Here is a 22,112-nt window from a genome sequence, read left to right as displayed (position 1 = left end):
CTCTTGCGAGAGCCGCGAGAAGAGACGGCCTTGGAAGAACATCCCGGGGCGTCCAGCGTTCCGGCATGTTCAGGCAGTCGGGGCTTGTGCCTCCTTCTGGAGCTGCTCACGACGCCTGCGGTAGAGAACGATCGGCAGGTCACCCTGGATGAGCTTCTCCCCGCCGTTCAGACTGCTGACAAACGGTCGCTGAGTCTGTACGACACGGCGGTCCTGGTGCGCGATGGTGATGTCCGCCAGGCCGGTCAGCAGGTCGAACAGCTGCCGGACCACGGGCAGTCTGCCGAACCTGCGATAGAAGCGTAGATACAGGATGCTGTGCTGTTCATCGACACACACGAACGCGGCACTGATACGGGCGTTCGGACCCAAGTTGTTCTGCCAGAGGTTCGGGAACACGAAGGTAAGCTGTGCATCCCGCTCCGGGACCGGCATTTCGTCCGGCCGGCGAGGGGTCTGACCGTGATCCTTCTCGTTGTCCACCCACACGCGCAGGATATTGCCGTCCAGCCGCGCCACAGGGCCATTGACGATCGTCCGATTCCCCGCGCCGATCGTGTTGTAGTGAATGAAGGGCAGATGCACCACGTCCAGCTGATTCTCGATTGCGCGTGTGTAGAACGCGTTCCAGGGATCGCGCCAGGTGCCATAGGTCAGTCTCGTGTCGTCCAGTCCGGGGATGAACGGCAGCTCGGGGTACTCTTCGCGTGGCTCGCCCCACCACAGGTAGACGTAGCCGTGCGCTTCGCGCACGACGAATGCCTCGCCCTGGAAGGTGGCCGGCACAGGGGCGTCCTTGCCGTTTGCAGGGATGACAGTGACGCGACCTCGCCCGTCATACTGCAAGCCGTGGAACGGGCACTCCACGCAGTCGCCCTTGACCTTCCCTGCGCTGAGTGCCACCCCTCGGTGGATGCAGTGGTCGCTCATGCACTCCACCGTGCCCTTCGTATCCCGCCACAGGACCAGGTCCCTGCCCATGCGCCGGACGCTGAGGAGCGTTCCCTGCTTGACCTCGCGCGATTCGAGGATAACGTACCACTGGTTTCGAATCATCGTGTGACCTCCCGTTCGCTGCGTCTCAGGGACACTCCCTGGACGACTGCACGAATCATGCTACTCACGGCCGTACCGTGACTCCTGAGTGCTTGCGGCAGCGACGGCCGCCGCTTCGCCGTCTCCATTCCGGCGGCGTTCCAGATATGGGGTCAGCTGGTAATTGCACACCCGGTGGTACATGCGCCGGGTCAGCTTGATCTGGCCATCGACATCTCATATTAGACAGACAAGGACCAAAGGATGGATTCCCGCCTTCGCGGGAATGACGGATGGAAGGAGGGATTCCCATGTGCGCGGGAATGACGGAACGAGACACGTATCTTGGGCGGCGTTTCAGGTTACCCCTGGGGGGGTCCGTGTGTCGGCGGTCCAGCTCCTGCTGGATGTGGCGCTGTTCCCAGTCCCTGCCCAGGAATCGCCCGATACCAAAGACCGAAATGGCATGCACCACGAGGACGACGCCCCATCCGATGAGCGGCCAGATGAACCAGATGACGCCGTCGTTCTTCTCGAGCGTGGCAAAATTCAGAATGGCCAGGGCAACGTTGGCCACCAGAAACATGGCCACATGGGCGTAGAACCCCTTGACCTCCTGGACCCGATCCCTCGCCTTCTGGTACTCCTCGAGCTCCGTCATGACAACGCCTCCTGCGAACATCCCGGAGTCATGTTGTTGGGATAGCAGTAGAGGACGATCCAATGGCCCCGCAGATCTGAGTGCCGTACCGTGGACTCGTTCTGGTCCCGCAGTTCGAAGGGTGGAAGCGTATCACCGACTGTCTTCATCTGTACCTCCAGATCGAGAGTGCCCTCAGTATATCGCAGAACGGTGAGGCATCATCCCTTCAGTGACAGGAGATGCGCCAGTTCAGCGGCCGCCTGTGTCAGCAGGGCCAAACCGTTTTCCATGGCCTCACGTTCGCTCATGGGACGGTCGAGGGTCGTGACAAAGACATCGATGCCGGCCTCGCGGACCTGTGCCCGATCGCGCACGGCCCCGGCAATAGCCACGGTCAACCCCTCCGGCGAAGCCTTGCGGAAACGCTGCGCCACACGGACCGGGGCCTTGCCATACACCGTCTGAGAATCGATGCTTCCCTCACCGGTCACGAGCACGGCACATCCCACAGCTCGGGCGTCGAAGTTCTCGAGATCCATGAAGAGTTCAGCGCCTGGCTCCAGGTGACCGCCCAGCCATGCGACGGCCGCGCCACCGACACCGCCAGCGGCACCCGCCCCAGGCATATCGTGCAGCCGCACGCCCGTCATCTGGAGCGTGATGTCAGCCAGCCGTTCCAGGCCCTTCTCCAGCAATGTCACCATGTCGGGCGTGGCTCCCTTCTGCGGACCGAACACCGGAGCTGCTCCTGTCAGACCAAGCAGAGGATTGGTCACGTCGCTGGCGACCACCAGCCTGGTCTGCTTCATAGGCGAGTTTGCCACGACACGGGCCAGCCGGGACAGTCCCTCGCCACCCCGCCATGAGGCATTGCCGGCCTCGTCGGTGATGCTGAAACCCAGCGCAGCCAGCATGCCGAGCCCACCATCCACGGTGGCAGATCCGCCGACGCCCAGGACAATGCGGTCCGCACCGTGCTCCACTGCGTGTTTGATAAGCAGGCCTGTCCCCCATGTGGTCGTGAGCATGGGATTTCGTTCCTCAGCGGCAATCAACGCCCATCCGGACGCCCTTGCCATCTCGATGACCGCCGTCTGGCCAAGCCACACCACAGGCGTCTCGATGGGATGCATCAGGGGATCGAAGGTACTCACGAATTCGACGCGTCCACCCAACGCTGCAACTACATCGGTGGTCCCGTCGCCACCGTCGGCAAGGTAGACCTTCTCGACCTGAAAACCGGCACTCTCGAACGCCAACGCCACGGCATCGGTGGCGGCCTTCGTGGAAATACTTCCCTTGAACGCGTTCATGCTGACAAGTACCTTCGCCATGATAACCCCCTTTGTGCCTCCTCAGTGGACTAAAAGCGGCAAGGCAAGCACATCCGCGAGCACGGCCAATCCTCCGACCATCGACTCGACGGTGATGTTGCGCCAAGCTGCACACTTTCATTGTAGCGGCAGCTCTGTGGGACTCCAGACCAATGAGACTTGACAACGGTACGTGCCTGACAACAATATTGACCGACTGGTCAATGGCCGCGTGATGGACAGACGGCACAACAGACAAAACGTGAGGAGATGTCACATGCTGATCGAACTGAACAAGGCGGGGCGCAGGTACCATATGGGGCAGGGTGAGTTCTGGGCGCTGAAGGATATCACATTGAGCATCCCGGAGGGCCAGCTGGTAACCATCCTGGGTCCGTCTGGCTCTGGCAAATCGACGCTGCTGAACATCATGGGCGGTATCGACCGCGCCGATGCCGGCACCGTCCGCGTCGCCGGGGTCGACCTCTCTCATGCATCGGAAGGCGACCTCACACAATTCCGACGCGACACCGTGGGTTTCGTGTTCCAGTTCTTCAACCTCATCCCCAACCTGACGGTCCACGAGAACATCGAGGTGACAGTAGACATCGCGAAGAAGCCCCTGTCCATTGATGAGGTTCTCGACGCCGTGGGGCTTGTGCCCTTGGCTGATCGGTTCCCGGCTGAGCTCTCCGGCGGCGAACAGCAGCGCGTGTCGCTTGCCCGGGCGGTCGTCAAGAACCCTGCTCTGCTGCTCGCCGACGAGCCGACCGGTTCGCTCGACTTTGCCACGTCGCGGGATATTCTGCGGCTCCTTGTCCGGGTCAATGAGGTCTACCACACAACCATCGTGCTGGTCACGCATAATGCCGCCATCGCCGACATGACAGACCGCGTCATCCGGCTGCGCAGTGGCGAAGTCGAGGAGGATCGTCTGGTCGGTCGCCTCATCAAGGCAGAGGAAGTGACCTGGTGAGCCCGCTACTGAAACGCATCCCCCGCACCGTCCGCTCTAACCAGTGGCTCGTCTACGGCAGCATCACCCTGGTCATGCTTGCCTGTATGCTGTATGTCAGCCTCAACACCCTCATCGTCGACATCGGCCAGAGCAGATCACGGTTCGAACGCGAGTCCCAGATCGAATCGGCCACGTTCCTGCCGCAGAAGCCCTTTGCAGCCCTATCTACCTTCGAACGCGACCACGGACTTACCATCGAACGCCGCCGGGAAGTCGACGCTGCGCTCGACAACGGCCTCACGCTGCGGGTGTTCGAACAAACGATGCGTGTGGACATCCCCGCCATCACTGCCGGCCGTGACGTGCAGGCAGACGACGAGATGCTCCTCGGTCAGACCGTCGCCACCGTGCTCAAGGTCCCACTGGGGACGAGGATGACCCTGCTGGGACGTTCGTTCACCGTCGTTGGGTTCGCAGCCGTCCCGGACTACATGTACCCCATCCGCACCACGGACGATGCCGGCATCATTCTGGACCCCAAGGCGTTCGGCATCGCAGTCATCACACCCGCTGCGATGGACAGTTGTGCCCCCGAAGCTCTCGCAACCTGGCACGTCAGGACCATCAATGGTGTGACGGCCACCGCACGACAGGCGCTGGACGAGACGGTCGGCCTTACGTACTGGCAGGACATCACGACAAACCCGCGCTACACGCTGGCCACCGTCAAACTCGAGGGAGCAGCGTCCGTATCGACCAGCATGCCGCTGGTCATCCTCCTGCTTGCGTCGCTGCTGCTGGCTGCGGCACAGGGCCGCATGGTCCGCATGCAGCGTGCCCAGCTGGGGACACTCAAGGCGCTGGGCTACTCCACACGTGAGCTGGTCCTGCACGAACTTGCGCTTCCGGCGGTCATCGCGCTGTCAGGGTCGGTGCTGGGTGTCCTCTCGTCGATTCTTACGATGCGTCCCATCCTGAACTTTATGGTCAGCTACTTCAGCGTTCCACTGTACGTGGCAACCGTCCCGTGGAGAGCCGCCATCGTCGGCATCGTGGCTCCCGTGTTCTTCACTGTTCCGGCTGTTGCGCTGGTTGCGGCGCGTCTTCTGGGTCAAACTCCGGTCAAGCTGATGCAGACGACGACCCTCAGCACCCGCCCGGGTCTCCTGGAGAGGTCCCTTCACCTCACGCGCGGCTCGTTCCAGAACCGTTTCGCCGTGAGGGCGGCCATCCGCGGCCTGACACGACTGACACTGCTAATGCTCGGGGCCATGCTTGCAGGCTATCTGCTCCTCTTCGGTGGCGCGATGCGCGACTCCATGGACATGCTCGTGCGCGGCGCTTTCCAGGATACACGGTACAACTACACCTACGTGCTGACGGCACCGAGGCTCAAGAACCCGTGGGGTGGAGAGGCGCTGACGTCCGTGCCATTCACGACCACCGACGGCCAGCTGACCTTCCAGGTTACGGGGTTGTCCGCCACGTCGACGCTTCTGGTCCCTCGCGACAGCACAGGTCAGGCTATCCCCATCGACCGCGTCATCATCACGCGTGCCCTCGCGCAGAAGCTCGACCTGCAGCCCGGCGATACCTGGACGATGCAGCAGTCAGTCACCGGACAGGAGGTCACACTCACCGTCGACGCCGTGGCTGAGATGTATACGACGGCAGCCGTCATCATGCCCCAGACACGACTGAACAGCATCCTTGGCACGCCACCTAGCAGCTTCAATGCTCTTCTGAGCACGACCAGCCTGCAGATCCCAGCCCAGGACGTGCTGATGACCATGTCCACGGCACAAAGCCGCGCTGCCTTCGACTCAGCCGTTGAGCCGCTCTGGGTGACACTCGGGTCAGTAGCGGTCATAGCAGTTTTCATTGCACTGTTGGCTCTGTCGATCGTCACGACGCTGACTGTCGAGGAAGAGCGTGTCACCATCTCACTGCTCAAGGTCCTGGGGTACCGGGCAGAGGAATTAAACCGGATGGTCCTTGGGTCGGGGATCGTCGCAGTAGCAACCGGCTTCGTTCTCAGCATACCCCTGCTGCTGACTTCCCTTGGGAGGCTCCTGGCCACGACGACCAGTGGCATCAGCTTCAGCCTGCCCATACGGCTCTCACCCCTGTCGATCCTGTTCTGTGCCGTCATCATGCTAGCCACGTACCTGCTGTCGTTGAGAGCGGCACGCCGCAAGGTACTGGGCGTGCAGATGGCAATCAGCCTCAAGGCTGCGCGAGAGTAATGCAGGCGGCATCGCCGCACCCCTCCATCCCCGACGGCAGGCGGACCGCCCTGGTCACTGCGGCGATCCGCGAATTCGCCGGCAATGGCTACTTGGCTGCCTCGACGAACCGCATCGTCGAAGCAGCCGGTGTCAGCAAGGGGCTGCTGTTTCATTACTTCGGCGACAAGAAGGGCCTGTACCTGTACGCTGTTCAGACGTGTATCACCGAAGTGATGCGCCGCTTCGACGAACGCCTGGGACCGGCCAGCCCCGACCTGTTCGAGCGTCTCAGACAGTACACGCTGACCAAGTGGTCCCTGATCGAAGAGCAGCTGTCGACATTCGCATTCCTTCAGGAAGCCATGACCGACCCCCCGGCTGAGCTGCGTGACGCCCTGCTCGCCTCCACGGCCGAGATCACGGCCTCGACATACCAGCGGCTCTTCCAGGGGATCGACACGAGTGCCTTCAGACCGGGCGTGACCGTCGAACAGGCTATGCACCTGCTCTCCTGGACGTTCGACGGACTGGGGAAGCAGTACACGACCCTCCTGAGACAACAACCGCTTGACCTCGCAAGCGTGCGGAGCGTCATGTTTGGGGAGGTAGACACCTATGTTGCCCTGCTGCGCCACGGCATCGAAACAGACCCCTCCTGATTGCCCTTTCCTGAACGACTGAACCTTCCTATACTTGGAGAAGAATGCGAAGCAACGAGACATCTGACCCTCGTCAACCTTGACGAGGGGTGAACGCCGCCAGCCCGGGCGGTGAAGCGTCGGCTCCCGCCGACCGGGCAGCAGAAGATGGGAGGTCATCATGCCGTTCGTCGACCAAGACGTTGCCGCTCAGTTGGAAGGTGTGTGGACACTGGAACTGGTCAACTATGCCGAGACGCTCAAGCGACTGGGTCTGAGCCCGTCTGCCGCCACAGAATCAATCGGCGACGGCGTCTGTGTCTACACGTCGCCGGATCTCCCTGTCAACAGGGCTGCCGGCATGGGACTGCACTCCCCGGTCACCGCCGGTCAGATGCAAGAGATTGAACGCTTCTTCGCCGATCGCGAGATGCCGGCAGAGTTCGACCTCTGTCCCCTGGCCGACCCCTCCCTGCTGGAGCTCGCAGCAGAACGCGGCTACCATGTCATCCGGTTCCTCGATGTCCTGTGTATGGACCTGCCATCCCAGGATTCCCTGCCTGCCGTGCCGCTCGGCGTCGAGATCCGTACGATCGCCGCCGACGAGACCGAGATATGGGCACAGGCGGTCGCTTCCGGTTTTGCGGCGACCGATGGACTCGACGAGTCGGACGCTAATGTCGTCCTTGCACGTGCCGCCGCACACAGTCCCGGCGTCGTCTGTTACCTGGCTACGGTCGGGGGACAGCCTGCCGGCGGAGGCGCCATGATCCTGCACAACCACCTCGCAGCCCTCTTCTCCTCCAGCACGAGGTTACCGTTCCGCGGACGAGGCATCCAGAATGGCCTCGTCGCGACGCGCCTGAAAGCAGCAGCTTCCGCCGGCTGTACAACCGCCTCCGTGCTGGCAACGCCGGGGAGCGTCTCTCATCGCAACCTGGAGAGGGCTGGCTTCAGGGTCGCGTATACGCGCCCCACCCTGCAGAGGTAGCGCCCGAGACTATCCACTGCCTGACGAGCTTCTTCATAATTGGCGATGACGCCGCCTGTAGAGCAGGCATTCATCCCATTCGCCGTTATGCATTGCCGTCATCTTGACGCCATCGGACTTTGGCCCTAGCATGATGATGTTCCTGACAGGTCGCCTGCCAGTCACTGCGCAACCGCAGCTGGACGTAGGGCTTGCCAGAGTCAATCCTTATCAAGGTCGGGAACCCACCACATCATTTGTATGGAGGTTTCTGTCATGACAAGTGCACCGAACGCAGAACAACCACGGGGTCTGACAACCGCAGAGGCACAACAGCGCCTGGGGGACGAAGGGCTCAACGAATTGCCCAGCGCAAGCAGACGGGGATGGGTTCGCATCCTGCTCGAGATCGTCAAGGAACCGATGTTCCTCCTGCTCCTCGCATGCGGCACGCTGTACCTCATCCTCGGTGACCGTGAAGAAGCCCTGATGCTGCTGGGTTTCGTTGGTGTCGTCATCAGCATCACCTACTATCAGGAGAAGAGGACCCAGAATGCGCTGGAAGCGCTGCGCGACCTGTCCAGCCCGCGCGCCCTGGTCAGGCGTGACGGTGAGTGGATCCGCATCGCCGGCCGCGACGTCGCTCGCGGTGACGTCATGATGCTGTCGGAGGGCGACCGCGTCCCCGCCGACGCCGTAGTACTGCAGTGCACCAACCTGCATGTCGACGAATCACTCCTGACCGGTGAGTCTGTCCCTGTCCGCAAGGCAGAGTGGGATGGCAAGTCCGAAATGGAGCGTCCGGGAGGCGAGGACCTTCCGACTGTCTACTCCGGCACGCTTATCGTTTCCGGACAGGGCGTCGCCGAGGTGCGTGGCACGGGACTCCGGACCGAAATAGGGAAGATCGGCAAGGCGCTTCAGACCTTGGACACCGAGAAGCCACCCCTCCAGCGCGAGGTCGCCAATCTTGTCCGCGACATGGGTCTGGCCGGTGTCGGCATGTGCGTCATCGTCACAATCGTGTTCAGCCTAACCCATGGCAACAATCCCATCGCCTGGCAACGAGGCTTCCTGTCCGGTCTGGCCATGGCCATGGGCGTCCTGCCCGAGGAGTTCCCCGTGGTCCTGACCATCTTTATGGCCATGGGCGCCTGGCGCATGTCTCAGAACCAGGTCCTGACCCGCCGCATGCCGGCCATCGAGACACTGGGATCGGCGACCGTCCTGTGCGTCGACAAGACGGGGACATTGACGATGAACAAGATGACCGTCCGCAAACTGGCAGCCTCTGGAGAGTACGTTCACATCCCCGCGACAGGACTGCCCGGAGTCCTTCCTGAACGGTTCCATGAACTGGTCGAGTACTCGATCCTGGCCTGTGAAGCCGACCCCTTCGACCCCATGGAACGCGCCATCCTGGACATGGGGCAGGGCGCCCTCAAGGGGACTGAACACCTTCACGAAGACTGGCAGTTGGAGCGCGAGTATCCGCTCTCGCGCCAGTTGCTGGCCCTGTCGCACGCGTGGCAGATGCACTCCGGCGATGGCCGCGTAGCCGCCAAGGGTGCACCAGAGGCGATTCTTGACCTGTGTCACATGCCACAGGCACAGCAGCAACTGATCATGAAGCAGGTTCTGGACATGGCGAACGACGGTCTGCGCGTCTTGGGAGTTGCCCGCGCCTCTTGCGACAGCGCAGACCTGCCGGACAACCAGCACGACTTCGACTTCAAATTCATTGGTCTGATCGGTCTCGCCGATCCCCTCCGCGCGACTGTGCCCGCCGCCGTCGCACAGTGCCACCATGCAGGCGTGCGCGTCGTCATGATCACGGGCGACTACCCCGGCACAGCACAATCCATCGCGCGAGAAATCGGTCTGCAGCACCCCAACCGCATCATCACCGGGCCAGAGCTTGAAGCCATGTCCGAAGAAGAGGTCAGCAATAAGATCCGCGACGTCAGCGTGTTTGCTCGTATGGTCCCTGAGCAGAAGCTCCGCCTGGTCCAGGCGCTCAAGGCAAACGGCGAGATCGTCGCCATGACCGGCGACGGCGTCAACGACGCGCCAGCCCTGAAGAACGCGCATATCGGCATCGCCATGGGTGAACGGGGGACTGACGTCGCCCGCGAGTCCGCCGCCATCGTCCTGCTTAAGGACGACTTCAACAGTATCGTCACAGCAGTGCGCATGGGCCGCCGCACCTTCGACAACATCCGCAAGGCTATGGGCTACATTCTCGCTGTCCACGTCCCGATCGCGGGCCTGTGCCTGATTCCTGTGCTGCTGCGCTGGCCCCTCATCCTGCAGCCGGTGCACATCGTGTTCCTGGAACTCATCATTGACCCGACGTGTTCCATCGTCTTCGAAGGCGAACCGGAGGAGGCCGACATCATGGACCGACCACCACGTGACCCTTCGAAGCCGACGTTTAGCAGCAGACTGGTGCTGACGAGCCTTCTGCAGGGCCTCGGCATCCTCGTCGCCGTCCTCATCGTCTTCGGCCTGGGCTTCTACGAGCGCGGCCTGACCGAGTCCGACTCGCGCGGATTGGCATTCACCACACTGATCTTCGCCAACGTGGCGCTCATCCTGACCAACAGGTCCTGGACACACAGCATCATCCATACCCTGCGCACGCCCAACAAGTCGCTGTGGTGGGTCATCGCCGGAGCACTCAGCGTGCTGGCCGTCACCCTCTATGTCCCGTTTGCCTCGCGCCTCTTCAAGATGGCGGCGCAGCACCCCATCGACATCCTCATCTCGGCAGCGGTCGGCACCAGCACCATCCTTTGGTTCGAACTCTTCAAAGCGCTGAGGCCCAAAGCTCTAGCCTAGTCTCAGCAAGAACGTTCTGCCGGCATCGGAGGGGCGTGGGAGATCTCCACCTCGGCGCTGTTGCATGCGCTTCCAGTCCGCACAGAATAGTAGGTAGACGATCGCTCATCGGGAGGCAACAATGGCAACATCGACACTTACAAAGCTTGCAACACGAGTTCGCTATGACATCCTGCACATGACGACGGAAGCAGGGTCCGGCCATCCGACGTCCTCGCTGTCCGCGACCGACCTGTTGACCGGCCTGTTCTTTGGCGGCACATTTCGATTCGACCTGGACCACCCGCAGAACCCATGCAACGACCGCATCATCTTCTCCAAGGGGCACGCCTCGCCGCTGTTCTACGCGTTGTACGCAGCTGCGGGCGTCCTGTCGCAGGAGGAATTGCTCACGTATCGCAGGATGGGCTCACCCCTCGAAGGACACCCGACCCCGCGCTTCGCTTACGCCGAAGCGGCGACCGGCTCGCTCGGCCAAGGGCTGGGCATCGGCGTCGGCATCGCCATGAACGGCCGATACGTCGACAAGCTGCCGTACAACACCTATGTTCTCATGGGCGACAGCGAAGTCGCCGAAGGCTCGGTCTGGGAAGCTGCGGAGCTGGCGTCACAGTATCAACTGGACAACCTGGTGGGCATCCTGGACGTCAACCGGCTGGGCCAGCGCGGCGAAACCATGCTGGACTGGGAGCTGGAAACGTACGAAGCGCGCTTCGCCGCCTTCGGCTGGCACACGATCGTCCTCGAGGACGGGCACAACATCGACGCGGTCCAGGCGGCCTATGGTGAGATCGACCACGCCTGCGGTCGTCCCACGGTCCTCATCGCCCGGACCGTCAAGGGCAAGGGTGTCTCGTTCCTCGAGAACCAGGATGGATGGCATGGCAAGACGCTGAAGCGCGAGGAGTTCGACCGCGCGGTCCTCGAACTGGGACCAATCGATCTGAACCTCCACGGCGCCATCGAACCACCAGTCCAGGCCGTACCGGCAGTGTGGGCTCCTGTGCCGGTTGACCAGCCTGTGAGCGCCAAAGCGCTGTCACCGCGCGAAGCGTATGGGCGCGCCCTCGTGGACATCGCGCCGACACACCCCGGCATGGTGGTGCTGGACGCCGAGGTCAGCAACTCGACGTTTGCCGCCACCTTCCGCAACGCCTATCCTGAACGGTTCTTTGAGATGTACATCGCCGAGCAGAACATGGTCTCTGCAGCACTGGGATTCAGCACCCGGGGCAAGATGCCCTTTGTCTCGACGTTTGCGGCGTTCTTCTCCCGCGCATTCGACCAGATCCGTATGGCACAGTACGCCATGGACCGGGGCAACATCAAGTTCGTGGGTTCACACGTCGGCGTTTCCATCGGGCCGGACGGCCCTTCACAGATGGGCCTGGAAGACATCGCCATGTTCCGCACGCTGGTCGGCAGCGTCGTCCTATACCCGGCCGACGACACCGCCACAACAGCACTCGTCCGGCAGATGGCCGATCATCATGGCATCTGTTACATGCGGACGACCCGGCAGGACCTGCCACGCCTCTACGAGACCGGGGAAGAGTTCCCCATCGGTGGGAGCAAGACCCTCCGCCACAGTGACGACGACCGCGTAACTCTAGTGGGCGCGGGGATCACCCTCCATGAAGCACTCAAGGCTGCTGACACGCTGGCTGCAGAGGACATCAACGCCCGGGTCATCGACCTCTACAGCGTCAAGCCGCTGGATATGGCGACACTGCACAAGGCAGCAGCCGAGACCGCAGTCGTCATCACCATCGAGGACCACTACGCCGAGGGTGGTATCGGCGAAGCCGTGGCAGCAGCGCTATCCGACGTCGCAACGCCGGTGTTCTCACTTGCGGTGTGCAAGCTGCCGATGAGCGGCAAGCCAGAGGAACTGCTGGCCTACGAAGACATCGACGCCGCAGCCATCGTCCGCAGGGTAAAGGAACTGTAGCGACTGTCCACGTGTTGGTGTCAGGCTCCTGATTTGGCGTCTGGCACCAGATCGCCGCGCAACAGGTCCATGTAGAGGATGTCGACACGCTTCCCGTCGCGGGCGCTCGCCTCGCGCAGACAGCCGGCGTCCTTGAAGCCCACCTTGTGGTACGACGCGACTGCGCCTGGGTTGCAGGCGAGCACTGTCAGGAAGATCGTGTGCAGTTCCAGCATGTCGAATCCCACGGTACATAGGAGGCGCATCGCTTCCGTGCCGTACCCGTGGCCACGGTGCTTTTCGTCCCCGATGAGGATGCTGGCTTCAGCCCTCCCCACGATGAGGTTGAGGTTCTTGAGCGCGCATCGTCCAATGAGGCCCCCGGTTGACATCAGATGAATGCCGAACCGCCGGACGTCGTCCGCCACCGCGGACTTGTCGTAGGAGGCTTGCATCGCTTCGAGGCTGGGGGCTCTGCCGTACCCTTGCGTCAAGCGCGTCACTTCACGGTCGTTGGCCCATTTCCAGTACAGCGGAACGTTGTCGCGTCGTTCAGGCGCCAGGAACACGAGTTTTCCCTCGATCACATGTGGCAGGATGTCCATGCTCCCTCTCCTCTCTGGTACGCTTTCCCGTTTGACTACGGTCGTCTCAGTAGCCCGGGTCTTCCTCGAGTTGCGCGCGGTACCTGGCCTTGGCCTGGTACATGCGCTTGTCTGCAAGCTGCACCAGGTCCCCTTCCTCGGGGTCGCCCCGCACGGTAGCGATCCCTGAGGAACAATGCACTGCCCCCATTGCTGTCAGGACTTGCGTCCCGATGCCCGCACGCAGTCGTTCGAGCAGCAGCTCGGTCTCCCGCTGTGAGGTCTCCGGCAGGACGAGAAGGAACTCATCCCCGCCATAGCGGATGACCTTGTCGATGGCGCGCAGAGACTTTCGCAGCACTGTCACCAGCGTCTCGAGGACCCGGTCGCCTTCGGCGTGACCCAGCCGGTCGTTGATGGACTTGAACTCGTCGATGTCCAGCATGACAAACGACACATCATGACCGTGCCGCCGGGCCCGTTCCAGCTCCTCCACAACGATGCCGTCCATGGCGTGACGGTTGTGTGCTCCCGTAAGGCCGTCCAGCAGGGCCTGTTCGCGCAGTAGCTGTTTGATCTGCATGCTTGCGAGCATCAGGCCGACACCAGCCGCCAGGGGCGTCAAGTTGCGGACGTCCTCGCGGGAGAACGCCGCGGCCTTCTTGCTTTCGAGGTTCAGGACACCGATAACCTTGCCTCCCACCATCAATGGGAGAGCCAAGTCAGAGCGCCCGCCCGGTACGCCGCGCAGGTAGAACGAGGAGGCACTCACATCGGAGACGTTGACCGTATGCCGTAGACGGAACGCCCGTACGACCACGCCTACATGGTCATGGACGCACAATGCAAGCCCATCGTACTCGCTCGTGTATCCTTTCTGCGCTCGCAGGATGAGGGACTCTGTCTCGTCGTCGTACAGGAAGAGCGCGATGTACTGGTAGCCAAGGCGCCGCGCGATGCGCTTGACGACTGTGTTCATGAATTCCACCGCGCTTGCCGCGCGAACGCCATCGAGCGTCGTCTCGTGCAGCAAGGACAGGAAGTTCTCGCGGTTCGCGGACTGCTGTTCCTTCAGGTACCGGGCAATAATCAGGCTAATGAGGTGAATGAGGGGCCGCAGGGCGTCGACATCCTCAGGCTTCAGCCTTTGGCGTGACGTCTGTACGTTGATGATGCTGACCACGCGCCGGTCAATGATAATAGGAAAGCCAACATAGCTGACGATGTCGCTGGCCGCCCTCCTCCTCCAGTCGGGGTACGCCCCAACATCCTCGATGAAGCACGTCTCACGCCCACGGATGATGCCCATGATGTTCCGTGGCAGTTCCTGGTTGAAGCTGGCCTCGACCTTCCGAAGCACGCTCCACGGGATGCCGTTGGCAGCGTCGAAGTGCACCCGCTGATCGATGTCCACGCCCATGACCGTCACCGAGGCGGATAGTATCGACTGGGCGATGAGATCCACAGCCCGCTGAACCGCTTTTCGCGGCGTCGTTTCCAGCAGTATCCGCTCCAGTTCATCGGTCCGGATCAGCGTAGTGTTGTTCATATGTAAACCTATTGTAGTTGCCCCCGGTCCGACTGCAACAACCTCACCTGTCCCCGAACGACCTCCGGAAATTCGGGGCATTGCTCCAAAGAGACATTACAGTCCATGTCCACTGCTCCTGATTCTTGACAGGCATTGCGAACACGCTAGCATTCTGGCTAAGGGCTGCACTACCAAGGTGGTCAGGGTGAGATGCCCCTGAAAGGCACCGCGTCAGCTGCTGTCCTGGGAACAACCCGGTAGATGCGACATGGGAGAGGTGAAATGACCGCGAAATAAGGGAACTGTAGTCAGGAGCGTTCTCACGTCAGGAAACTCGATTCTGGATAAAGGAGAGTACACATGAAGAGATTCTGTTCACTGGCACTGGCCATTGCGCTGCTGGCCACCATGTTCGCACCATTTGCTGCCGCGCGTGCAGCCGGATTCAAAGACGTTGCCGCCTCGTACTGGGCATTTGATGAGATCACCGCCCTGGCCGCGAAGAAAGTTCTCGCCGGTTACCCCGATGGGACCTTCAAGCCCGAGGGCAAGGTCACCCGCGAAGAGTTTGCCAAGATGATCGTTATCGCCAAGGGTCTCGCCCTGGTGAAGCCCTCCAGGCCCACGTTCACCGATGTTGCAGCATCCAGCTGGTCATACGGCTATGTCGAAGGCGCCGTCAAGGCCGGCTACATCAAGGGCATCGGTGGCGGGAAGTACGCCCCCGCTGCCCAGATCAAGCGTCAGGACATGGCTGTCCTGCTCGTCCGTGCAGCCGGCAAGGAACAGACCGCACTTTCGGCCCCTGTCAAAGCCGTCTTCTCTAATGACGAGGCGTCAGTCGGCGCATACGCCCTGCCTCACCTGGCATATGCTGTCAGCCCTGCAGCCCAGTTCCTAGTCTGGGACGTCAAGCGCAACATCAACCCGGTCAGCTCTGCGACACGCGCGGAGTGCGCTCATGGCATCTACATGTCACTCTTCCCGCCGAAACAGGGTGGCAACCTGAGCATGGCCCTCACAGAGAACCCTGATTCGTTGTTCAACCCCTTGCTCACGTTGATGACAGCTTCGTATGTCGTCACTGCGAGCATGGAGGACCAACTCGTCATACAGACCCCCAACGGTGCCCTGTATCCATCGATGGCCCGTGAAGTCCCGTCAGTTGCAAACGGACTGTGGAAGGTCAACGAAGCCACCGGTACCATGATCGTTACGTTCCGCCTGCGCCCCGGCCTCAAGTGGTCTGACGGCGTCGCCGTGACCTCCCACGACTTCAAGTTCAGCTGGGAGATGGTAGAGAACGACAAGATCAACGTCATCAGCCGTTACGTCGAAGACATGATCTCGAAGATCGACGACAGCGATCCCACCAAGATTGTCGTCTACTACAAGAAGTTGTACCCGCTGGCCAACTATGGACTGTTTAACCTCTATCCAGCTCACCTTCTGGAAGCAGCCTACAAGAAGAACCCCGCGGACATCAACTCCAGCTCCTTCAACCAGAAACCCACCTACTGCGGTCCGTACATGCTGGATGCGTGGGAACCCAACAACTACATCCGTCTCAAGGCCAATCCCCTGTATTTCGCCGGTCGCGCCAACTTCGACACGGTGACGTTCTGGATCATCCCGGATTCGAACACGATGCTCGCCAACTTCATGGCAGGCAAACTGGACGTTTCCGTTCCCGGCATGGGCCTTGACGACCCCGACCAGGCCAACGTCCTGCGCGAGCGCGCGGGCAGCACGTTCTTCGTCCAGTATATTACTTCGGCATACACTGAGCACCTCGAAATCAACATGGACGTCTCGCAAGCTGCACAGGATGTGCGCGTGCGCCAGGCTCTGCAGATGGCGATCGACCGCGATGAGCTCAACCGTCGTGTGTTCCGCAGTTTCCGCGTCCCCTCGACCAATATCGTCCCCATCAACAACCCCTTCGAGCTGAAGACAGGGCTCGATCTGTATGCCTACAACCCAACGAAGGCCAACCAGCTGCTTGACGCTGTCGGCTACAAGAAGGGCGCAGACGGCATCCGCCGCGATCCCAAGGGCAACAAACTGCACTTCGTCATCTCAACGACGACATCAGCCGTCCGCGCTCGCGAGTTCCCCGTCATCCAGGCATACTGGAAGGCCATTGGCGTCGAGACGGAGTTCAAGCCCATGGCATCCGACAAGTTCTTCGGTGACATCCTGCCCAAGGGTGAATTCGACATGGGCATGGCGTCCACGTCAGATGACCCCGGACAGCCCGTTGCCTACAGCAGGTGGCATTCTTCGCAAATCCCCACTGAAGCCAACGGCTGGGTAGGCACAAACCGGTCCCGCTTCAAGGACGCCGCACTCGACAAGGCGATGACGACAACCGTCACGACCGTCGACACTGCGAAGCGTACTGCTGCTTTCTACGATGCTCAACGCATCATCAACAAGACCGTCCCCTGGATTCTTCTCACATGGGAGACCGACGTGCGCGTCGAACGCAAGACGATCGGGGGTACCGACTATTCCACCGATTCCGGTACTGCTTCCTACACCTGGAACCTGCGGTACTGGTGGCGTAAGTAGTCCCGCGCTAGGAGTTTCAGTAAGTATCGGCTAGAAATCTGCGTTCCCAGGTTGCATACTGCAACCTGGGAACGTCTGCCTTTTTGGGAGGTGGAAGTGCGAAACTTCATCACGCGGCGAGTGCTGCAACTTATCCCACTGTTTGTCGGGATCTCTTTCATTACCTTCTGGCTGCTCACACTGCAGGGAGACCCATTCCACCAACTCCTCCTCAACCCACACATCAAGGCTGAGGACGTAGCCCGCCTGATGCATCAGTGGAACTGGGACAAGCCATTCCTGGTCCGGTACTTTTACTGGGTCAAGGAGTTTGTCACGAGCACCTTTGTCCCAAGTCACGGCAACGGGTGGGGATTCTCGATCCTGGCGCCCGGTCAGACGGCACGCGCCCTCATCCTGCAGAAGATCCCAATGACGCTGACCCTGGGCATCTCGGCCCTGGTCTTCGCGTTTGTCATCGCCCTGCCCATTGGCATCTACTCCGCCATCCGCCAGTACAGTATCGGTGACTACATTGGCACATTCTTCGCCTTCTTCGGGATGTCGATGCCGGCATTCTGGTTCGGCCTGATGCTGTTGCTTCTGTTCGGCCTCAAGCTTGGCTGGCTTCCGATCGGAGGCATGCATACGGACCTGCTGACCGTGAACGGCAGCCAGGTCGACTTCTACGCCGCGCCCTGGATCATGCAGTTTGCTGACCGGGCAAAGCACCTTATCCTGCCGGTCGTCGTGCTGAGCCTGATGGACGTCGGTTCGTGGATGAGGTACGTCCGCAGCTCGATGCTGGAGGTCATTCGCCAGGACTACATCCGGACCGCGCGCGCCAAGGGAGCCCCCGAACGCACCATCCTGTTCAAGCATGCGCTACGTAACGCCATGACGCCCATCATTACGCTCATCGGTCTGTCCTTGCCGTCGTTGCTGGCAGGTGCCATGATCACGGAACAGGTGTACAGCCTGGACGGCATGGGTCGCCTCACGATCCAGGCGGTGCTGGGCAACGACATCTTCGTCGGCATGGCCATCGTCATGATGGACGCGATCCTCGTGATGTCCGGCAGTCTGCTGGCCGACATCCTGTACGCGGTGGTCGATCCGCGCATCCGGTACAGTTAAGGAACTGCCATGGCTGACGAAATGAACAAGAATGTCACCATGCCCGAACCCTCCTCCCTCGAACCCATGAACGATGAATTTCTGCAGAGTACGACGACCCAGTCGGCATCGATGTGGTCGGCCGTCTTCCGTCGTCTGCGCCGCAACAAAATGGCCATTGCCGGTCTGGTGATCGTCATCCTGGTCGTACTCATGGCCGTTCTTGCCAAACCGCTCTCGATGGGCAATGATCCATACCACATGCTCAATGTCAACGAGGCACCCGTTGAAATCGGCCGCCCTGAGCTTATGCCTCCCATGCGAAGCCACCCTCTTGGTACCGACGAACTCGCACGCGATGCATGGTCCCGGTTGCTGTACGGTGCCCGCGTCTCACTGTTCATCGGTATCGTCGCGAGTTTCCTCTGCATCGTGATCGGCACGATCGTGGGCCTTATCTCCGGCTACTTCGGCGGATGGGTCGACATTGTTGTCATGCGCTTCACCGACATGATGCTCTGTATCCCATCCCTTGTCCTCATGGTCATCCTGTCAGCTATCCTGAAGGGCGGCGTCTTCCAGCTGATCCTGGTCATCGTCACCTTTGGATGGATGAGCAGTGCTCGACTGGTCCGTGGTCAGGTGCTGTCACTCAAAGAACAGGAGTACGTCGAATCCGCCCGCGCGATCGGCGCCTCGGGCTGGCGCATCATGTTCAACCACCTGCTGCCAAACACGATGGCGCCCATCATCGTCAGTTTCTCAATGTCCATCAGCGGCACCATCATCCACGAGGCGTCACTCAGCTTCCTTGGCCTGGGAATCCCACAACCCATTCCGAGCTGGGGCAACATGCTCACCAACTCGCAGAACTACATGTTTTCTGCTCCGTGGCTGATCTGGTGGCCAGGCCTGGCCATCTTCGTCACCGTGCTGGGGTTCAACTTCCTGGGCGACGGCCTGCGTGATGCACTGGACCCACGCCTGAAGCTGTAGTCACACATATAGGACATCATTGTGAGACAGGAACCGGCGCTCATCGCAGCACCGATCCCTGTCCATGCTCCTGCTGAATCAGAAACGATTACCCGCGGTCCGGCAAGCCCGAGGCAGTGAACTCTGCCCTCACCCGCTGACGCAGGTCAGCATCAGTCAAGAGATCATATCCGGTCATGGCAAGTCCTTTTGCCGCGAGGATGACAACGTCGTCCGCTCGTGGGCCGGCGGCGGCCGTACAGAACACGTCCGTGTGTTCCAGCGTCCCCTCAGGCGCAATCCAAAGGTACTCGTGGATACTGGGCACCAGCAGCGACACATTGCCGATGTCGGATGAGCCGGTCGCCATGGCGGGATCCGGCTCGTTCATCTGCTCGCCCAGACTTTCCATGTTGGCCTTGAACGTATCGCCCATCACGTGGTTCGGGTGACGCTCAGCATAGATGAGATCCGTCGTGAAGGTCAGCTTCGCGCCAGTGATCAGCGCTCCTGCCTCTGCGGCACGGCGCACGTCCTCGATCATCTTCTTCAGGAACCGCCGTGAATCCGCTCTGGCCGTGAACTCAGCTACTGCGTGGTCACAGATAATGTTGGAGGCGCTGCCGCCCGCGGTGATGATACCGTTGATCGTCGGCCGCTCCGTCAGAGCCCACGCCTGCCTGACTGCATCGATGCCATTGAACGCTGCGATCAGCGAGGTCAGAGCATTCACGCCGTCCTGCGGACCGGCAGAGTGCGCTCCGCGTCCATCATAGGCGATGTTGATGGCAACTGCCGCTCGTCCACCTCTCTTGACCAGATTGGTGGTCGCGGGATGCATCATGAGAGCAAAATCGATGTCATCGAACGCGCCGTGCTCGGCCAGGATGATCTTGCCGCCGACGGTCTCCTCGGCCGGAGTCCCGATGACCACGACGTCGCCGCCCATCTGGTCCATGACAGACGCCAGCGCGATGCCGGCACCCACGGAAGACGCTGCAATGACGTTGTGCCCGCAGCCGTGCCCGACACCGCGCAGGGCATCGTATTCAGCAAGGAACGCGACGTGTGGCCCTGCGGCGGACTTGCCATGGAACGTCGCACGGTACGCAGTGTCGAGACCACCATATGGCGTCTGGACTTCAAAACCGTGATGTCGCAGCACCTCAGACTGCCACTGAACGGCGTGGTGCTCCTGCATGCCCAGCTCGGGGTCATCATGGATTCGGTGACTCAGCTCCAGTAGTTCGTGCCGGGCCTCGTCAGCCGCGCACAGGACTGTATCCTTCATATCGCTCCTCCTTCACCAGACGCGAATTGTGGTCGCGTGGACGGCATAACCGTTCGCGTGGCAAGATCAAAACGCTGACCCTCAGTCAGCACGTGCATCATCAGTCCGACGCACCTCAGGCTGCCGCCTCGACCGACGCCCATGTCCGTCGTGTGGGCAGCGTCCAGCACAATGACACAGCTTTCCCCCAGCACGTCGAAGCCTCCAGCCGAGACAACGATCGCCGTCGACTCGTCGATACCAATCCCCAGTAGCCGTGGATGCTCGAGTATGACGCTGATCAGGCGGTTCTCACGCTTGCGCCGAACGAAATGCTGGTCGACAACACAGCCCTCAAGAAAGCCGAACCCTTCCGTCGTTTCGATGTTCCCTTGCTGAATCCGTGAAAAGGCTTCGGTGTTGTCTCCCTCTTCGGGGCTCACGATGCCGGGGTTCAGTAGTTCGTTGCCACTCAGCATGACCCGGCTCATCACCGCAGCCCCCGCGCTGGTGCCCCCGATGGCAGCACCCCGTTCATACGCTTCCCGGATAGCAGCCAGCGTGGGCGTCCCCGCCAGGCAATCGCGCAGACGGCTCTGGTCGCCGCCGGTGAAATAGATGCCGGCCGCTGAGCGCACCTCGCCCACAGAAGATGATGCAAGGGTACAATCCAGAATAGTCGCGTGCGTGCACCCTAGACTCCGCAGTTCCTGTTTCATGCGTTCGCCCTGCTCCACTGGTGTTGTGCTGGCAAACGGAACAATGACGACTGGAGCATCAGCTCCCCCGCACAGATCAATGTACGCACGCATCATAGACACAGGTCGCAGCCCACCTCCGATGATGAACAGGCTTCCGGCCGGACCAGCGCGCCCCTCAGCTTCGTTGTCACTCACGTCTTTTCTCCCCTCAGCCCGACAGGCTCATATGCAGTGAAGCGACACCACCTGGGCACTGCAAGGTGCCTGGGCACGCCCCTCAACATGATGTACCAGAGGAATTACCCAGTTGTGTTACAAGATAGGAAACCTATTTCAGTATGACCTCATGCGAAGACAAGGATCGCTCACGGACATCCTTGATCGCTTTGGCAGCCACGATCCCTACGGCGCGCACGGTTGCCTGCGCCTTGATATCGGCGTCGCGGACCTTGTGCATGACGCGCGGCACCACGTCCACGACCTTCGCTACTCGGTGGGAGGCTATGGAGGCCTTGTCGGCAAGATGGTTGAACTGCGCTTCAGCAGACTGGATAGCTTCGGAGACCTTGCCAATCTCGACACTGGCAGCAGTCACCTGTTCCTGCATCTCGGTCACCTTGGGAGCAACCTGACGCACCACGCTCGCTACCTTGACAGCTATGAAGATAAAAGCGCCTGCAACGCACAACGATGCGCCGCCGATCAATATGACGAGTACCCACAACGGGTCCATGTGATACCTCCTCAGCGCCAACTGGCACTTTGTTTAGTATAGCGCAGCATACGGCTCATGCCACAGCCGAGTTGCATCACGTTAAATCATCGC

At 61.0% G+C, this 22,112-nt stretch carries 18 protein-coding genes; 9 read left to right on the top strand and 9 right to left on the bottom strand.

Features of this window, described 5'->3' with window-relative positions:
- Positions 1-69: 69 nt before the first annotated feature.
- The 4 genes from SMC1_RS01450 to SMC1_RS01435 all read right to left on the bottom strand — a co-directional run bounded on the left by SMC1_RS01450 (position 70) and on the right by SMC1_RS01435 (position 3,012).
- Positions 70-1,056, bottom strand: a complete 987-nt coding sequence (locus SMC1_RS01450) for an aromatic ring-hydroxylating oxygenase subunit alpha (protein WP_119085041.1) — start codon at positions 1,054-1,056, stop codon at positions 70-72.
- A 64-nt stretch (positions 1,057-1,120) separates the two neighbouring features.
- Complete coding sequence (locus SMC1_RS01445) at positions 1,121-1,696, bottom strand: 2TM domain-containing protein (protein ID WP_119085040.1); 576 nt, start codon at positions 1,694-1,696, stop codon at positions 1,121-1,123.
- Positions 1,693-1,845: a redoxin domain-containing protein gene (locus SMC1_RS01440; RefSeq protein WP_119085039.1), complete on the bottom strand. Its 153-nt coding sequence runs from the start codon at positions 1,843-1,845 to the stop codon at positions 1,693-1,695. The genes SMC1_RS01445 and SMC1_RS01440 overlap by 4 nt, the downstream gene beginning before the upstream one ends.
- A 51-nt stretch (positions 1,846-1,896) precedes the next feature.
- Complete coding sequence (locus tag SMC1_RS01435) at positions 1,897-3,012, bottom strand: glycerate kinase (protein WP_119085038.1); 1,116 nt, start codon at positions 3,010-3,012, stop codon at positions 1,897-1,899.
- A gap of 256 nt (positions 3,013-3,268) precedes the next feature.
- Between SMC1_RS01435 and SMC1_RS01430 the strand changes: the two genes are divergently transcribed.
- The 6 genes from SMC1_RS01430 (at position 3,269) to SMC1_RS01405 (ending at position 12,577) form a co-directional block, all read left to right on the top strand.
- Positions 3,269-3,967, top strand: a complete 699-nt coding sequence (locus tag SMC1_RS01430) for an ABC transporter ATP-binding protein (RefSeq protein WP_119085037.1) — start codon at positions 3,269-3,271, stop codon at positions 3,965-3,967.
- A complete protein-coding gene (locus SMC1_RS01425) occupies positions 3,964-6,195 on the top strand; it encodes an ABC transporter permease (protein ID WP_119085036.1) in 2,232 nt (743 codons plus the stop codon). The genes SMC1_RS01430 and SMC1_RS01425 overlap by 4 nt, the downstream gene beginning before the upstream one ends.
- The gene (locus SMC1_RS01420) at positions 6,195-6,836 is read left to right on the top strand and encodes a TetR/AcrR family transcriptional regulator (RefSeq protein WP_119085035.1); all 642 of its coding nucleotides are present in this window, start codon (positions 6,195-6,197) and stop codon (positions 6,834-6,836) included. Before SMC1_RS01425 ends, SMC1_RS01420 begins: the two co-directional genes overlap by 1 nt.
- A gap of 160 nt (positions 6,837-6,996) precedes the next feature.
- Positions 6,997-7,806, top strand: coding sequence for a hypothetical protein (locus SMC1_RS01415; RefSeq protein WP_119085034.1), 810 nt, complete (start codon positions 6,997-6,999; stop codon positions 7,804-7,806).
- 255 nt (positions 7,807-8,061) lie between these two features.
- Complete coding sequence (locus tag SMC1_RS01410) at positions 8,062-10,626, top strand: cation-translocating P-type ATPase (protein WP_119085033.1); 2,565 nt, start codon at positions 8,062-8,064, stop codon at positions 10,624-10,626.
- Positions 10,627-10,726: 100 nt separating this feature from the next.
- Entirely contained in the window at positions 10,727-12,577 is a 1,851-nt protein-coding gene (locus SMC1_RS01405; protein WP_320409811.1) for a transketolase, read from the top strand.
- Positions 12,578-12,597: 20 nt separating this feature from the next.
- On the opposite strand, the gene SMC1_RS01400 is transcribed toward SMC1_RS01405, so the two are convergent.
- Both SMC1_RS01400 and SMC1_RS01395 read right to left on the bottom strand, forming a co-directional pair.
- The gene (locus SMC1_RS01400) at positions 12,598-13,161 is read right to left on the bottom strand and encodes a GNAT family N-acetyltransferase (RefSeq protein ID WP_119085031.1); all 564 of its coding nucleotides are present in this window, start codon (positions 13,159-13,161) and stop codon (positions 12,598-12,600) included.
- Positions 13,162-13,207: 46 nt separating this feature from the next.
- Entirely contained in the window at positions 13,208-14,689 is a 1,482-nt protein-coding gene (locus tag SMC1_RS01395; protein WP_165849118.1) for a sensor domain-containing diguanylate cyclase, read from the bottom strand.
- Positions 14,690-15,031: 342 nt separating this feature from the next.
- Between SMC1_RS01395 and SMC1_RS01390 the strand changes: the two genes are divergently transcribed.
- From SMC1_RS01390 to SMC1_RS01380, 3 genes are all read left to right on the top strand, one after another.
- Positions 15,032-17,245, top strand: coding sequence for an ABC transporter substrate-binding protein (locus tag SMC1_RS01390; protein WP_119085029.1), 2,214 nt, complete (start codon positions 15,032-15,034; stop codon positions 17,243-17,245).
- A 96-nt stretch (positions 17,246-17,341) separates the two neighbouring features.
- Positions 17,342-18,361, top strand: a complete 1,020-nt coding sequence (locus SMC1_RS01385) for an ABC transporter permease (RefSeq protein WP_119085028.1) — start codon at positions 17,342-17,344, stop codon at positions 18,359-18,361.
- A 9-nt stretch (positions 18,362-18,370) separates the two neighbouring features.
- On the top strand, positions 18,371-19,336 hold the full coding sequence (locus SMC1_RS01380; RefSeq protein ID WP_207799259.1) for an ABC transporter permease: 966 nt from the start codon (positions 18,371-18,373) through the stop codon (positions 19,334-19,336).
- A gap of 88 nt (positions 19,337-19,424) precedes the next feature.
- On the opposite strand, the gene SMC1_RS01375 is transcribed toward SMC1_RS01380, so the two are convergent.
- From SMC1_RS01375 to SMC1_RS01365, 3 genes are all read right to left on the bottom strand, one after another.
- Positions 19,425-20,606, bottom strand: a complete 1,182-nt coding sequence (locus SMC1_RS01375) for an amidohydrolase (protein ID WP_119085027.1) — start codon at positions 20,604-20,606, stop codon at positions 19,425-19,427.
- The gene (locus tag SMC1_RS01370) at positions 20,603-21,481 is read right to left on the bottom strand and encodes a cyanophycinase (protein ID WP_119085026.1); all 879 of its coding nucleotides are present in this window, start codon (positions 21,479-21,481) and stop codon (positions 20,603-20,605) included. Before SMC1_RS01370 ends, SMC1_RS01375 begins: the two co-directional genes overlap by 4 nt.
- 133 nt (positions 21,482-21,614) lie before the next feature.
- Positions 21,615-22,019: a hypothetical protein gene (locus tag SMC1_RS01365; protein WP_119085025.1), complete on the bottom strand. Its 405-nt coding sequence runs from the start codon at positions 22,017-22,019 to the stop codon at positions 21,615-21,617.
- Positions 22,020-22,112: the final 93 nt, after the last annotated feature.

Origin of the sequence: Candidatus Cryosericum septentrionale (assembly GCF_003570995.1) — a bacterium.
GTDB lineage: Bacteria > Caldisericota > Caldisericia > Cryosericales > Cryosericaceae > Cryosericum > Cryosericum septentrionale.
Note: the sequence above shows the minus strand (reverse complement) of the source record. Positions and strands in the feature narration are given on the sequence as shown.

Excerpts from the sequence above, each read along its gene's own strand:
- SMC1_RS01450 (WP_119085041.1), bottom strand. The coding sequence starts at position 1,056 with ATGATTCGAAACCAGTGGTACGTTATCCTCGAATCGCGCGAGGTCAAG.
- SMC1_RS01445 (WP_119085040.1), bottom strand. The coding sequence starts at position 1,696 with ATGACGGAGCTCGAGGAGTACCAGAAGGCGAGGGATCGGGTCCAGGAG.
- SMC1_RS01440 (WP_119085039.1), bottom strand. The coding sequence starts at position 1,845 with ATGAAGACAGTCGGTGATACGCTTCCACCCTTCGAACTGCGGGACCAG.
- SMC1_RS01435 (WP_119085038.1), bottom strand. The coding sequence starts at position 3,012 with ATGGCGAAGGTACTTGTCAGCATGAACGCGTTCAAGGGAAGTATTTCC.
- SMC1_RS01430 (WP_119085037.1), top strand. The coding sequence starts at position 3,269 with ATGCTGATCGAACTGAACAAGGCGGGGCGCAGGTACCATATGGGGCAG.
- SMC1_RS01420 (WP_119085035.1), top strand. The coding sequence starts at position 6,195 with ATGCAGGCGGCATCGCCGCACCCCTCCATCCCCGACGGCAGGCGGACC.
- SMC1_RS01415 (WP_119085034.1), top strand. The coding sequence starts at position 6,997 with ATGCCGTTCGTCGACCAAGACGTTGCCGCTCAGTTGGAAGGTGTGTGG.
- SMC1_RS01410 (WP_119085033.1), top strand. The coding sequence starts at position 8,062 with ATGACAAGTGCACCGAACGCAGAACAACCACGGGGTCTGACAACCGCA.
- SMC1_RS01400 (WP_119085031.1), bottom strand. The coding sequence starts at position 13,161 with ATGGACATCCTGCCACATGTGATCGAGGGAAAACTCGTGTTCCTGGCG.
- SMC1_RS01395 (WP_165849118.1), bottom strand. The coding sequence starts at position 14,689 with ATGAACAACACTACGCTGATCCGGACCGATGAACTGGAGCGGATACTG.
- SMC1_RS01390 (WP_119085029.1), top strand. The coding sequence starts at position 15,032 with ATGAAGAGATTCTGTTCACTGGCACTGGCCATTGCGCTGCTGGCCACC.
- SMC1_RS01380 (WP_207799259.1), top strand. The coding sequence starts at position 18,371 with ATGGCTGACGAAATGAACAAGAATGTCACCATGCCCGAACCCTCCTCC.
- SMC1_RS01375 (WP_119085027.1), bottom strand. The coding sequence starts at position 20,606 with ATGAAGGATACAGTCCTGTGCGCGGCTGACGAGGCCCGGCACGAACTA.
- SMC1_RS01365 (WP_119085025.1), bottom strand. The coding sequence starts at position 22,019 with ATGGACCCGTTGTGGGTACTCGTCATATTGATCGGCGGCGCATCGTTG.